The organism is Amycolatopsis sp. NPDC052450 (genome assembly GCF_044547565.1).
In the GTDB taxonomy this organism is placed as follows: domain Bacteria; phylum Actinomycetota; class Actinomycetes; order Mycobacteriales; family Pseudonocardiaceae; genus Amycolatopsis.
Map to the genome: position 1 here is coordinate 195,852 of NZ_JBIUAQ010000001.1, position 13,254 is coordinate 209,105.

Genomic DNA, 13,254 nt, shown 5'->3' on the forward strand with positions numbered 1-13,254 from the left:
GGTTGTGCCGCCATGCTTGGTCCAGACCAATATATGCTGGGGGGCGTGAGAGGCGCCGGAGATTTCGTGATCGTGGGCGGCCGGGTCGTCGCCCCGGACCGTGTACTCGACGACGGCTGGCTGGCTATCGCCGGCGGCAGGATCGTCCAAGTCGGGTCCGGGACACCCCCGGACATCGATCGCGTCGATGTGGACGGGTGCCTGGTCGTGCCCGGCTTCGTCGACACCCACTGCCACGGCGGTGGGGGCGGATCGTTCTCCAGTGCGAACCCCGAGGAGCTGTTCCGCGCCATCCGCGCGCACCGGCGCCACGGGACCACGACCATGCTCGGCAGTCTGGTCTCGGACCCCGTCCCGGTGCTCAGGGACCAGATCGCGGCCCTGCGTGAGCTGGTCCAAGAGGGTGAACTTGCCGGAATTCACCTTGAAGGACCCTTCATCTCGAAGGCTCGTTGCGGAGCGCACGACCCGGCGACGCTGATCGAGCCGGACACGGCCACGGTCAACGCGCTGCTCGGCGCCGGCCGCGGCGACATCCGGATGGTCACCCTCGCCCCCGAACTGCACGGCGGGATCAAGGCGGTCCGGCAACTGGCCGAATCGGGCGTCATCGCCGCCATCGGGCACACCGACGGCGTCGAGGACCAGATCATCCCCGCGATCGACGCGGGCGCCTCCGTCGCGACCCACCTCTTCAACGCCATGCGGCCCCTCCACCACCGCGAGCCGGGCCCGATCGGCGCCCTCCTCGACGACGAGCGGATCACCGTCGAGCTGATCTGCGACCTCGTCCACGTGCACCCGACCGTGCTGCGGCTCGCCGCGCACCACGCGGGCAAGGGCCGGACGGTGCTCATCACCGACGCCATGTCGGCCACCGACGCCGCCGACGGCAGCTACATCCTCGGCCGTCTCGAGGTCGACGTCCGCGACGGCGTCGCCACCCTCGCCGGGAACGGTTCGCTGGCGGGCAGCACGCTGACCATGGACGCGGCCTTCCGCAACCTGGTCCGCGGCGCGGGCATCGACCTGCTCGACGCCGTCCGCGCGACCTCCGGACGGCCCGCCGAACTGCTCGGCCTCGCCGACCGGACCGGGTCCCTTCGCGCCGGGCTCGCGGCCGACGTCGTCGTGCTCGATCGCGACCTCCGGCCGGTTCGGGTGCTGCGCCAGGGCGAATGGGTCAAGGACGACGCTGCGGCTACATTGAGCGCCACGGCCCCGCTGAGCGGCGCGGTCGAAGGCGGTGTGTCGGTCAGCGACGGGTAGCGGCGAAGGGAGTCCGGATGAGCGAGCCCAAGGACCCGGAGAAACTCCTGGCCGACGCCTTGCGCGCGCAGGCCGTCTTCGCTCCTTCGGCGGAACGCGTCTCCGAATCGACTACGGACAAAACAGTCGAAACGGACACAGAGAGTAGTGTTCCTTCCGGCAAGAACGAACTGCCCCCTCAGTACGGGCTGCTCTCGGGTGCCGGCGCCGACTCGCTCGAACGGGAACGCGTCGCGCTTGAGGACGCCGAAACGGCCAGGCTGGCGGAGCGTCCGACACCGCCTCCAGCGCCTTCGCCGAGCAGCCCGCCCCTGCCCGCGCACTGGGTGCTGCTGCTCGCCGTGCTGCTGGGGCTGGCCGCCGGTTCGGTGATCGGGCTGCTCACGCTGATCTGAGCCGCCTCTCCCGTCGGGTCAAAGCACTCAGCGTCACCCTGTACCGTTTTGGTGTGATCCTGGCGCAGAACAACGTGACGACGATGAGCCTCCTGCCGGAGTGGCTGGACCCGCAGCACCTGCTGAGCGGGCTGACCGTTCCGGTCATCACCGTGCTCTGCCTGATCATCTTCATCGAGAGCAGCATCTTCCCGGTGCTGCCCGGTGACTCACTCCTGTTCACCGCGGGCCTGTTCATCGCGAACGGTTCGATCGAGGCGCCGCTGTGGCTGGTGTGCGTCCTGGTCACCGTCGCCGCACTGATCGGCAACGCGGTCGGCTACGGCCTCGGCCGGAAGGTCGGGCCCTGGCTGTTCCGCAAGCCGGACTCGAAGTTCTTCAACCAGAAGTACGTGGACCAGACCCACGCCTTCCTCGAAAAGCACGGGCCGAAGGCGGTCGTGCTGGCGCGGTTCGTGCCGTTCGTGCGGACGTTCATCACCTGGATCGCCGGCATCGGCAAGATGGACCCGAAGAAGTACTTCACCTACACCGTCATCGGCGGCATCCTGTGGGCCGCCGGGATCACCGCGCTCGGCCACCTGCTCGGCGGCGTCGCGTTCATCCGCGACAACGTCGACGCGATCTTCATCCTGATCGTGCTGGTCTCGGTGGTGCCGATCGTGATCGAGTACCTCAAGGCCCGCCGCGAGAAGAAGCACTCGGCCACCGCGACCGGCCTCGTCGCCGAGACCGCCGAGGACATCACGCAGCAGATCCCGCGCATCCGCGACTGACCTCTCCGACGCGCTATGAACGGTCCGTTACTTGCGAATTTTGCCAGTAACGGACCGTTCATAGCGTTCAGAGGGAGAACATCGAATCGGGGTTGAAGAGGTTCCCCGGATCGAGGGCCCGCTTGATCTGGCGATGCACCTGAAGGCCGACTTCGCCGATCTCCTTGACGAGCCACTCGCGTTTGATCCGGCCGATGCCGTGCTCGCCGGTGACCGTGCCACCCAGCGACAGGCTGACGTCGAGGATCGCGTCGAAGGCCGTCCGCGCGCGGGCGAACTCCTCCTCGGAATCCTGCGCGTAGACGATCGTCGGGTGCATGTTGCCGTCACCCGCGTGGCCGACGACGGCGATCCGCAAGCCCACTTCTTCGCTGATCCGCTCGCAGCCGGCGATCAGTTCGGCGATGCGCGTGCGCGGCACGCAGACGTCGTCGGTCAGCCAGACGCCGTACATCTCCAGCGCGGTGAGCACGACCCGCCGCGCCTGCAGCAGCATCTTGCCCTCTTCGATGTCCTCGGTGGCGTAGGCCAGGTCCGCGCCGCAGTCGACGCAGATCTGTTCCAGCGCGGCGAGTTCCCGGCGCGCGACCTCGCCGCCGGAGTCGGATTGCGCGAGCAGCAAGGCTTTGCAGTCCGAGCTCGTGCCGAGGTCGGTTTTGAGGTAGGCCTCGGCGGCCTTGATCGACGTCGCGTCCATGATCTCCAGCAGCGACGGCACCAGCCCTTCGCGCACCACCCGCGCGACGGCCTCGCCCGCGGCCTCCGTGCTGTTGAAGGCGGCGACGAGGGTGGCGGGCAACTGCGGCAACGGTTTCAGCGCGACGGTCGCCTGCGTGATCACGCCGAGCGTGCCCTCGCTGCCGACGAAGAGCCGCGCGAGGTCATAGCCCGCGACCCCCTTCACGGTGCGGCGCCCGGTCTTCAGCAGTGAGCCGTCGGCGAGCACGACTTCCAGTCCCAGCACGGAGTCCGTGGTGACGCCGTACTTCACGCAGCACAGTCCACCGGCGTTGGTGGACAGGTTCCCGCCGATGGTGCACCAGTCGTAGCTGGACGGATCCGGCGGATAGAACAGGCCGTGCTTCTCCACCGCGTTGCGGAAATCGAGGTTCACCACGCCGGGCTGCACGACGGCCAGCCGGTTGCCTTCGTCGATCTCGACGATCTGGTCGAGTTTGGTCATCACCAGCACCACGCAGCCGTCGATCGCGTTCGCGGCGCCGGACAGACCACTGCCGGCGCCGCGGGGCACGATCGGCACCTCGAACTCCGCGCACGCCTTCACCACGGCCTGCACACCCTCCGTGTCGGACGGCAGCACCACCGCGAGGGGTTTGCCGCTGGCGGCCAGCGGCATCATGTCGCGCGAGTAGGCGTCCGTGACGTCGGTGTCGGTGAGCACCGCGGCGTCGCCGAGATGCTCGCGGAGCCGGGTGACCAGGGCATGGTTGTTCATACCCTCATCGTAGGCGCCATTACGTCCGCACTGCGGAAATTTTTTTCCGATCGAGCAGGATGAACGCCTGAACACCTGTATAGACGAGCACGGCGACACCCGCCCATGCGGTCACGTGCATCCCCTGGGTGAAGGCCTCGCGAGCCGATTCCAGGAGCGCCTGTCCCGCGACGGGGTCGAGCTGTTGCGCGGTGGCGACGGCGCCGCCGAGCGTGTCCCGGGCGGCATCGGCCGTCCCTTCCGGCAGACCGGACCGGTAGACCGCGGTCGCGACACTGCCGAGGATGGCCGTACCGAGCGCGCCGCCCAGCTCGAACCCGGTCTCGGAGATCGCCGACGCGGCCCCGGCCCGCTCGGCCGGAGCGGCCGAGATGACCAGGTCGTTCGTCAGCGTTTCCGACAGGGCCACGCCGCCGCCGAGCAGCGTGAACGACACCACGACGTACGCGAGCCCGCCGCCGGACGACACCTGGGTCAACGCCAGGAATCCGACCGCGGCGACCAGAAGACCGACACTGACCAGCACGGATACCCGGATCCGCTTCGCGAGCCAGGCCGCGAGAAGCGCGCCGGCGACACCGGCGACCGTCGCCGGGAGCATCCACAGCGCGGCGACGACCGGGGTCAGCCCGAGCACCAGCTGCAGGTACTGCGGCACCAGGAACAGCAGGCCGACCATGGCGAACACGCCGAGCATGTTCGTCACCACGGAACCACTGAAGGCCCGGTTGGAGAACAGTTTCAGGTCGAGCATCGGCTCGTCGAGGCTGTTCTGCCTGCGGACGAACACGACACCGAGCGCGAGCCCGATCACCACGCTGACCGCGGCCTTCCAGGTGAAACCGTGTTCGGCGACCAGCTTGATGCCGTAGACCACCGGCAGCATCGCGGCCAGCGACAACAGCGCCGACAACGGGTCGAAGCGGCCCGGCTTCGGGTCACGCGCCTCCGGCAGCAGGAACGGGCCGACGACCAGCAGGATCACCATCACCGGGACGTTGATGAGGAAGACCGAACCCCACCAGAAGTGCTCCAGCAGCCAGCCGCCGAGCACCGGCCCGAGCGCCATCCCGCCGGAGAACCCGGCACTCCAGACCGCGATCGCGGTCCGGCGCTGTTTGGCGTCGACGAAGATGCTGCGGATCAGCGACAGCGTCGACGGCATCAGCGTCGCGCCACCCACACCGAGCAGCGCCCGCGCGATGATCAGCATGAACGCGCTGGTCGAGAAGGCCGCGAGCACCGACGCGGCGCCGAACGCCGCGGCACCCATGAGCAGCAGCTTGCGACGGCCGATGCGGTCGCCGAGCGTGCCCATCAGGACCAGCAGGCCCGCCAGCATGAACGAATAGATGTCGACGATCCACAGCTGCTCCGCACCGGTGGGCGCCAGATCCTCGGACAGGAACGGCAGCGCGAACCCGAGCACCGTCATGTCCACGCTGATCAGCAGCACCGGAAGCACCAGTACCGCCAACGCCGACCACTGCTTGCGCCCCGCCATGGCGCACTCTCCTCATTTAGATAAACCGTCCGGACGGTACAGTTACCGCCCTGATCGAAGGTAAACCGTCCAGACGGTATAGTCAACTGATATGGCGAAGACCTCGGCGAAGGAACACATCCTCGACTCGTACGAGGAGATACTCATCGAACAGGGCCCCGGCGGGGTCACCCTGGAAGCCGTCGCCGCCCGCGCCGGAGTGTCGAAGGGCGGCCTGCTCTACCACTTCGGCTCGAAGGACGCCCTGGTCGAAGGCTTGATGGAGCGTCTCGCCACCCTGTCGGACGAAGACCTCGAACAGGCACGGACGGCGCCGGAAGGCGTCGTTTCCTGGTACCTGCGCACCGCCATCACCGACGTGACCCAGCGCAAGCCGCTGCACCGCACGACCATGGCGACGATCCGGATCATGCTCAACGAGCCGCGGGTCGCCGAGGTCGTCCAGGTCTACAACCAGAAGATCCACGACCTGATCAGCGAGCACGTCGGCGACCCGCTGTCCGCCGAACTGATCATCCTGGTGGGTGACGGCCTCTACCTGCGAGCAGCGCTCGGCCGGGACGACGCGAGCGCCCTGCTCGACCGGATCGACGAGATCAAGGCCCGCCTCCAGCGCAATTAGTCACCTACTTGCGCCGGACAAAGCGGTCTCGCGCGCGCACGTTTCCGCAAGTAGGTGACTAATTGCGGGAGAGGCCGTAGACGCGCTCGATCGGGATGGTGAGCAGAACGCGCTGGTCGGCGACCATGGCGTCGCGGAACTCGGCCCAGTCCGGATGCTCGCCCCGGGCCCGCCGGTAGTGGTCCACCAGCGCGTCGACGGTCGCGTCGTCGGGCGAAGCGGCGGTCGGCGTGAGCACCGCCGGGCCTTCGACGACGACGTAGCCGTCGCCGCTCTCGGTCGAGACATGGAACGTCGCCCGCGGGTCGCGCTGGAGGTTCTTGGTCTTGGCGCGCGGCGCGGTGATCGAGATCAGGATGGCGCCGGCGTCCGCGTCGTAGAGGTAGTTGACGGTCGACAGCTGCGGCCTGCCGTCCCGCTTGATGGTGGCGAGGGTGCCGAAGTTGCGGGCGGCGAGGATCGCGTAGAGCGCGGAGTCGGTCATGTCTCCATCAAAGCAAAAGCGCAGCTCAGGGCGAATCGGACAAACATGCACGAATAAATGTGCTTGCATGCGGCAACTAAAGTGTTGTCCGACACACAACGTCGTTTTCTTCTTGCGAAGCTCTCCCGAGAGGAACATCCTTGCTCTAGGCAACTAGTTGCAGTGACCAAGCAACCGGCGAGAGAGACGGCGATGACACCCACGACACCCGGCACCAGGTCGAAGTCCGACCTCGACCTGGCCGACACCCTCGGGCACGAGCTCGTGCGGCTCGTCCGCCTGGTCAACCGGGCCAAGTCCCAGGTGTCCAAGCAGGGACCGGACGGCATCGAGCGGGCCGCGTACGCGATCCTCTTCTGCCTCATCCACGTCGGCCCCCAGCGGACCAGCAAACTCGCCGAGTTCCTGCACTCCGAGATCTCGACCATCAGCAGGCAGTCGAGCTCTCTCGTCCAGCACGGGCTGGTCGAGCGCCTGGCCGACCCCGAAGACGGCCGCGCCTGCCTGCTCGCACCGACCGCCGAAGGGCATCGGGTGTTCGAGGAGAACCGCAAGCAGCGGAACCAGTGGCTCGCCGAGGTACTCGGCGATTGGTCCGACGACGACCGGAAGACCCTCAACTCGCTGTTCCACCGGCTGAACGACGACCTCGAAAAAACATCTCCACAGTTCGCCGACCCCGCGTCGGCGTCGAAGGCCAAGGGGGCCTGAAGCAATGAGTTCCACCGTAGAAAGTCCACCAGCCGTCGAAGAAGACGGGCCCCGGCTCAGTCACCGTCAGATCGTCACGATCCTGATCGGCCTGATGTCGGGCATGTTCCTGGCGGCGCTCGACCAGACGATCGTGGGCACCTCGATCGTCCGCATCGCGAACGACCTCAACGGGTTCGACCTGCAGGCCTGGATCACCACGGCCTACCTGATCACCTCGACGATCGTCACGCCGATCTACGGCAAGCTGTCCGACATCTACGGGCGCAAGCCGTTCTACATCGCGGCGATCTCGATCTTCCTCATCGGCTCGATCGCCTCGGCGTTCGCGACGTCGATGTACGAACTGGCCGCGTTCCGCGCGATCCAGGGCCTCGGCGCCGGCGGTCTGATGTCGCTGGCGATGACGATCATGGGCGACATCGTGCCGCCTCGGGAACGTGCCCGCTACCAGGGTTACTTCCTCGCCGTGTTCGGTATCTCCACCGTGCTCGGCCCGGTGCTCGGCGGGTTCTTCGCCGACTTCGACAAGCTCGGCAGCGTCTTCGGCTACGACATCGCCGGCTGGCGCTGGGTGTTCCTGATCAACGTGCCGATCGCGATCGTCGCGCTGTTCGTCGTCGCCCGCGTGCTCAACGTGCCGCACCAGCGCCACGACCACAAGATCGACTGGTGGGGCGGGCTCGCGCTCGTCGTCGCCGTGGTGCCGTTCCTGATCGTCGCCGAGCAGGGCAACAAGTGGGGCTGGGGCTCGCAGAACGCGATCGTCTGCTACGTCATCGGCGCCATCGGCGTGGTCGCCTTCATCTTCATCGAGAAGCTGATGAAGGACGCGGCGCTGATCCCGTTGCGGCTGTTCAAGAACTCGACCTTCACGGTCGCGATCGTCGGCGGCATCATCGTCGGTGTCGCGATGTTCGGCGCGATCATGATGATCCCGCAGTACATGCAGGTGGTTCAGGGTTACTCGCCGACCGTGTCGGGGCTGCTGATGATCCCGCTGATGGCGGGCATCATGAGCGGTTCGATCATCTCGGGCCAGATCACCAGCAAGACCGGCCGCTACAAGGTGTTCCCGGTGGTCGGCACGCTGCTGATCGCGGCGGGCGCGTTCTTCTTCGCGCAGGTCGAGTACAACAGCGAGCTGTGGCACCCGCTGGTCGCGGCCGCGATCATCGGTCTCGGCCTCGGTGCCTGCATGCAGACGCTGATCATCGCGGTGCAGAACGCGGGCCCACGCAGCGACATGGGCGTCTCGACCGCTTCGGCGACGTTCTTCCGGCAGATCGGCGGTACCGCGGGTGTCGCGGTGTTCCTGACGATCCTGTTCAACGTCCTGCCGGGCAACATCACCAAGGCGTTCGGCGGCAACGCGCCGACCGGTGAAGGCGCCGCGGCGCTGGGTGACATCACCACGAACACGAGCGGTATCGCGAACCTGCCCGAGGCCATCAAGACCCCGGTGCTGATCGGCTTCACCGAGTCGATCACCACGGTGTTCTACGTGGCGGGCGCGGTCGCGCTGCTGGCGACGCTGGTCCTGATGTTCATGAAGGAGATCCCGCTGCTCGGCGGCTCGGCTCCTTCGGCGGCTTCGGCTCTCGAAGGCGGCGAAGCACTCCTAGAGGAGGACGACGCGCCTGTCGAAACGGCCTCCGAAAAGACGGTCGTGACCGCGCCCGTCGAACCGGGCAAGCACGCGATGACCAACGGGAACGGGGCATACCGGGCCGGATCCGCGCAGATCAGCGGGCATGTCCGCCGGGACGACGCCACGAACGTCGCGGGTGCGGCGCTGACCCTGATCGACCACAACGGCAATCAGGTGGCCAGGACGCACACCAACGAGAACGGCGTCTACTCGTTCGCCGGCATCGTGGGCGGGCGGTACACGCTCGTCGCCAGCGGCCGCTGGTTCCGGCCGATCGCGGCGACACTGACCGCCACCGGGGCAGGCGTGCTGCGCCACGACTTCGAACTGGTCAGCACGATCCTGCTGAGCGGGGTCGCCCGCACCGACGGCGACCGGGTGGTGCCCGACGCGCGGATCACCGTGCTCGACTCCTCGGGCGGCGTCGCCGCCGTGGCGAGGACCGACGCGGAGGGCAACTACACGGTCAGTGACCTGCCCGCCGGGACCTACACGGTGATCGCGAGCGGCTACCCGCCCGCGACCAGCCGGGTGGAACTGCTGGGCGGTGACCAGGCCGAACACGACGTCCGGCTGAGCTACGACCAGGCGCTCGACGAGCTCGTAGAGCACTAGTCCGGCTGAGATGAAGGGGCCTTTCATCGCAAATTTTGCGATGAAAGGCCCCTTCATTGCGCTTGCGGGGTGGGCGCTGGCATGGAGCCGAGCCGATCCCGGACCTTGATCAACAACGGCGGGACCACCACCTCACCTGCCGCGAAGAATGGACCGTTCATGGCGCATCCGCAGTGGTGACCGGGCCGTTGACACCCTCATTCCATGGTTCGGCCGCGTGCGGTTCTCGAAGTACACGTAGGCTCGCGTCGTGACTGAGGTGTACACCGAGGCCGCGGGCATCGGCGTGAGCTGGCTCGACACCGCCGGGCCGGTGCTCGTCTGGGTGATCGTGCTGAGCTTCATCTTCGTGGAGTGCGCGCTGATCATCGGGCTGTTCCTGCCTGGAGACTCCCTGCTGTTCGCGGCCGGGGTCGTCCTCGCGCAGCACGGCTCGGACCTGAACGCGTGGCTGCTGTCGGCCGCCGCGCTGCTCGTCGCGATCCTCGGAAACCAGGTGGGGTATTACATCGGCCGGACGACGGGCACGAAACTGATCGCGCGCCGCGGCGGCAAGGTGCTGAACCGGCACAATCTCGACCGCGCCAGGACGTTCCTGGATCGCAGGGGTTTCTTCGCCATCGTGGCCGCGCGCTGGATCCCGTGGATCCGCACGCTGGCGCCGCTCATCGCGGGGACCGCGCGGATGGATCCGCGCCGGTTCGCGCTCGCGACGGCGCTGGGCGGGCTGCTCTGGGTGCCGACGCTGGTGCTGCTCGGCTACTACGGTGCCGGTCTGCTCGACCAGCTGCCGTGGGTCAAGACGGCGGCGCTGTGGATCAGCATCGCGTTCTTCGTGGTGGGCACGGCCTACGGCGTGATCCGCTACCGCCAGGAGATGCGGCGGCCCGCCGAAGAGACCGAAGAGAGCACGGCCTAGACCTCGGGATCGGCCCAGATCTCCAGCTGGATCCCGTCCGGGTCACGGAACACGATGACCGACGATCCTTCCAAGGTCCGCGATCCCTTCGAAGGCGTGTAGAAGACGCCGTATTCGGAGAGCCGCGCTTCCCATTCGGCCAGTTCCGATCGCGAAGAGACCTTGAACGCCACGTGGTCCAGACCTGTCCGGCGTTCGTCGAATCGCGGCCGCTCGGTGTCCTGGTGCTCGACGAGCACGACCGCGAAACCCTCGCTCGGCGACCTGAGCACGACCTTCCGAAGACCCGTTTCGGGGTCTTCGCGACGTGTGAACTCTTCGAGTTCGAGCACACGGGCGTACCAGGGCACGCTCCGATCCACATCGGTCACGGTGAGTGCCAGGTGGTGCACAGACATGAGCTTGGACATCGGGGATGACCGTCCTGATCAAGAGCTTGGGGGCGCCACCAGGGTGACACAGGCGCCTGTGACGACGAGGTGATCCGCCGACTTCCCACATGAATCGTGATATCCGCCGGGAAACAGTGTTAAAAAGTGGCTGAACCGCACGCGGACCCGATATCACCTCGTGACCGCTCCGTGGTCCCGGATGTCAACGTCCTCCGCCGACGGTCAGCACCGTCCCGGTGGTGTACGACGCGGCCGGGGAAAGCAGCCACAGCACGGCTTCCGCGACTTCGCCGGGTTCGCCCGCCCGTCCCATCGGAATGGTCGGCGCGATCCGCTCCATGCGATCGGGCAATCCCGCCGCGGCGTGCAGTCCGGTGTGGATCATGCCCGGCGCGACGGCGTTGACCCGGACGGATTCTTTCGCCACTTCTTGCGCGACACCGTAGGTCATCGTTTCGACCGCTGCCTTGGTGCCCGCGTAGTGGACCCATTCCCCGGGCGAACCGGTCCGCGCGGCGGTGGAGGACAGCGTCACGATCGCGCCGCCCTCGCCGCCGTACCGGGTGGACATCCGGCGGATTCCCTCGCGGACGCACAGGAAGACACCCGTGATGTTGACATCGACCACGCGACGGACGACGTCGACGTCGTATTCGTCGAAGCGGCCGGGGGTGTTGCCGGTGATGGCCGCGTTCGCGACCACCCCGGCGAGCGGGCCGAGCTCGGCGGCGGCGTCGAACAGGGCCACCACGTCGTCCTCGGACGCCACATCGCCGCGCTGGGTGATCGCCCGGACGCCGTGCTTCCGGACGCGCGAAGCGACGTCTTCGGCCGCTTCGGCGTCACCCGCGTAGTTGACGACGACGTCGTAACCGCGCGCGGCGGCCAGTTCACAGACCGCCGCGCCGATGCCTTTGCTGCCGCCCGTGACGAGGAGAACGCCTGTCATATGGCGAAGTTGACCAGGGGGAGGTTCTCGAGGACCAGGTCCGCCCGGCTGCTGGTGGAGGCGATGAGATCGGCGTTGCGCTGGTCCGAACCGAGCGCGCGGCGACGCGCGTCGACCAGCGAACGGCCGTAGCGGCGGTGCCGTGAGACGAGCCGCTCGATGCGCTCGGGCTCGTCGGGCGCGAGGAACCACGACTCCGCGAGGATCGGCTTCACGCCGCTCCACGGGTCGTCCTGCATGAGCAGGTAGTTCCCTTCGGTGATGACCAGCGGGACGTCCGGCGTGACCGCGACGGCACCGGCGATCGGCTCCTCGATCTCCCGGCGGAATTCGGGCGCGTAGACCGTTTCGCGGCCTTCGGCGAGCCTGCGCAGCAGGTGCACGTACCCGGCGGCGTCGAAGGTGTCCGGCGCGCCCTTGCGCTCCGCCCGCCCGAGCCGTTGCAGTTCCACCTGCGCCAGGTGGAAACCGTCCATCCCGACCACCGCGGCCCTCGTGCCCAGCGCCTTCGCCAGGCCCCAGGCCAGCGTCGTCTTGCCGGACGCGGGGGCGCCGACGATGCCGAGCACGCTGCGCTGTCCCGGCTTCGCCAGCGTCTGAGCCCTGCTCAACAGGTCCTCGAACACCGGAGGCATGGCTGTCATGGCAGTCCTTTCTTCGCGACCGCGGCCGTCCACGACCTCGGTCCTTCATGCCGCACCCGTTCGGCGGCCACCTCGTTGGCGAACTCGATCCAGCCGGGGACGTCCCCTGCGCCCCTGGCGACCGCGTACGCGAAAGCTCCGTGCCACACGTCGCCCGCCCCTAGCGTGTCACGCGCCCGGGTGACAGGAACGGGGATCTCACCGGAGCCGTCCGCCGTCGACCAGCGGACCGGGTCGGCGCCCGCGGTCGTGATGACGACCGGCACGCCGTGTTCGCGCGGATCGTCCCCTCGGTACAGCGAGGAGCAAGCGGCGATGTCGACCAGCGGCAGGAGTTCGGGGAAGACCGGTTTCCAGCTCCCGGCGTCGAGCACCACCGGCACCTTCCGCTCCCTGGCCCAGCGCGCGACCTCCAGCGCCACCTCCGGATGGTGCCCGTCGAGGAGCACACACCCCGGCAATTCGTCACCTACTTGCGGTAGTCGAGCGCGCAACGACCGCAAGTAGGTGACGAATTGCGAGGAGGCATGGGTGTTGCGCGAGACGACGGTGCGCTCGCCGTCGGAGTCACGGACGACGATGGCACTGATCGCGGGTGGATCGGGCCGCTCGGGATCGAGGTCGACGAGGTCGACGCCGTGCGCTTCGAGGTCGGCGCGGGCGAGTGCCGCCAGCGGATGCGCACCGGCGACCGTCAGCAACGTCGCCCCGGCGCCGAGCGCGGCCACGGTCACCGCCGCGTTCGTCGCCGGCCCCCCGGCGGCGACGTCCATCGACAGCGAACGCACCTTTTCGCCCGGCGCCGGGATCTCGGCGACGCGCTGAACCTGGTCGACGGTGCACAGTCCCGCCAGCAGCACTCTCACG

General features: G+C 67.9%; 14 protein-coding genes. 7 read left to right on the forward strand and 7 right to left on the reverse strand.

What is annotated here, in order from left to right:
* Window positions 1–66 precede the first annotated feature (66 nt).
* Genes nagA through ACIHAO_RS01015 form a run of 3 tightly spaced genes read left to right on the forward strand, consistent with a single transcriptional unit; the run spans window position 67 to window position 2,440 of the window.
* A complete protein-coding gene (gene nagA, locus ACIHAO_RS01005) occupies window positions 67–1,269 on the forward strand; it encodes an N-acetylglucosamine-6-phosphate deacetylase (RefSeq protein ID WP_396554768.1) in 1,203 nt (400 codons plus the stop codon).
* Between the two features lie 17 nt (window positions 1,270–1,286).
* On the forward strand, window positions 1,287–1,664 hold the full coding sequence (locus ACIHAO_RS01010; RefSeq protein ID WP_396554158.1) for a hypothetical protein: 378 nt from the start codon (window positions 1,287–1,289) through the stop codon (window positions 1,662–1,664).
* A gap of 53 nt (window positions 1,665–1,717) precedes the next feature.
* Window positions 1,718–2,440: a DedA family protein gene (locus tag ACIHAO_RS01015; RefSeq protein ID WP_396554159.1), complete on the forward strand. Its 723-nt coding sequence runs from the start codon at window positions 1,718–1,720 to the stop codon at window positions 2,438–2,440.
* Between the two features lie 67 nt (window positions 2,441–2,507).
* On the opposite strand, the gene ACIHAO_RS01020 is transcribed toward ACIHAO_RS01015, so the two are convergent.
* Both ACIHAO_RS01020 and ACIHAO_RS01025 read right to left on the reverse strand, forming a co-directional pair.
* On the reverse strand, window positions 2,508–3,896 hold the full coding sequence (locus ACIHAO_RS01020) for an FAD-binding oxidoreductase (RefSeq protein WP_396554160.1): 1,389 nt from the start codon (window positions 3,894–3,896) through the stop codon (window positions 2,508–2,510).
* Window positions 3,897–3,915: 19 nt separating this feature from the next.
* The gene (locus ACIHAO_RS01025) at window positions 3,916–5,400 is read right to left on the reverse strand and encodes an MFS transporter (protein ID WP_396554161.1); all 1,485 of its coding nucleotides are present in this window, start codon (window positions 5,398–5,400) and stop codon (window positions 3,916–3,918) included.
* Between the two features lie 91 nt (window positions 5,401–5,491).
* Between ACIHAO_RS01025 and ACIHAO_RS01030 the strand changes: the two genes are divergently transcribed.
* Window positions 5,492–6,022, forward strand: a complete 531-nt coding sequence (locus ACIHAO_RS01030) for a TetR/AcrR family transcriptional regulator (RefSeq protein WP_396554162.1) — start codon at window positions 5,492–5,494, stop codon at window positions 6,020–6,022.
* Window positions 6,023–6,080: 58 nt separating this feature from the next.
* On the opposite strand, the gene ACIHAO_RS01035 is transcribed toward ACIHAO_RS01030, so the two are convergent.
* On the reverse strand, window positions 6,081–6,506 hold the full coding sequence (locus tag ACIHAO_RS01035; RefSeq protein WP_396554163.1) for a PPOX class F420-dependent oxidoreductase: 426 nt from the start codon (window positions 6,504–6,506) through the stop codon (window positions 6,081–6,083).
* Window positions 6,507–6,698: 192 nt separating this feature from the next.
* On the opposite strand from ACIHAO_RS01035, the gene ACIHAO_RS01040 reads away from it, so the two are divergent.
* From ACIHAO_RS01040 to ACIHAO_RS01050, 3 genes are all read left to right on the forward strand, one after another.
* Window positions 6,699–7,217, forward strand: a complete 519-nt coding sequence (locus ACIHAO_RS01040; RefSeq protein ID WP_396554164.1) for a MarR family winged helix-turn-helix transcriptional regulator — start codon at window positions 6,699–6,701, stop codon at window positions 7,215–7,217.
* 4 nt (window positions 7,218–7,221) lie between these two features.
* Complete coding sequence (locus tag ACIHAO_RS01045) at window positions 7,222–9,483, forward strand: MFS transporter (protein ID WP_396554165.1); 2,262 nt, start codon at window positions 7,222–7,224, stop codon at window positions 9,481–9,483.
* A gap of 250 nt (window positions 9,484–9,733) precedes the next feature.
* Window positions 9,734–10,402 (forward strand): DedA family protein, encoded by a 669-nt coding sequence (locus tag ACIHAO_RS01050; RefSeq protein ID WP_125790882.1) that lies wholly within the window; start codon window positions 9,734–9,736, stop codon window positions 10,400–10,402.
* On the opposite strand, the gene ACIHAO_RS01055 is transcribed toward ACIHAO_RS01050, so the two are convergent.
* The 4 genes from ACIHAO_RS01055 to ACIHAO_RS01070 form a co-directional block, all read right to left on the reverse strand.
* The gene (locus ACIHAO_RS01055; RefSeq protein ID WP_125679557.1) at window positions 10,399–10,812 is read right to left on the reverse strand and encodes a VOC family protein; all 414 of its coding nucleotides are present in this window, start codon (window positions 10,810–10,812) and stop codon (window positions 10,399–10,401) included. The genes ACIHAO_RS01050 and ACIHAO_RS01055 overlap by 4 nt on opposite strands.
* 184 nt (window positions 10,813–10,996) lie before the next feature.
* A complete protein-coding gene (locus ACIHAO_RS01060) occupies window positions 10,997–11,743 on the reverse strand; it encodes an SDR family oxidoreductase (protein WP_396554166.1) in 747 nt (248 codons plus the stop codon).
* The gene (locus ACIHAO_RS01065) at window positions 11,740–12,387 is read right to left on the reverse strand and encodes a nucleoside/nucleotide kinase family protein (protein ID WP_125784801.1); all 648 of its coding nucleotides are present in this window, start codon (window positions 12,385–12,387) and stop codon (window positions 11,740–11,742) included. Before ACIHAO_RS01065 ends, ACIHAO_RS01060 begins: the two co-directional genes overlap by 4 nt.
* Window positions 12,384–13,247: a PfkB family carbohydrate kinase gene (locus ACIHAO_RS01070; RefSeq protein WP_396554769.1), complete on the reverse strand. Its 864-nt coding sequence runs from the start codon at window positions 13,245–13,247 to the stop codon at window positions 12,384–12,386. The genes ACIHAO_RS01065 and ACIHAO_RS01070 overlap by 4 nt, the downstream gene beginning before the upstream one ends.
* Between the last annotated feature and the right edge of the window lie 7 nt (window positions 13,248–13,254).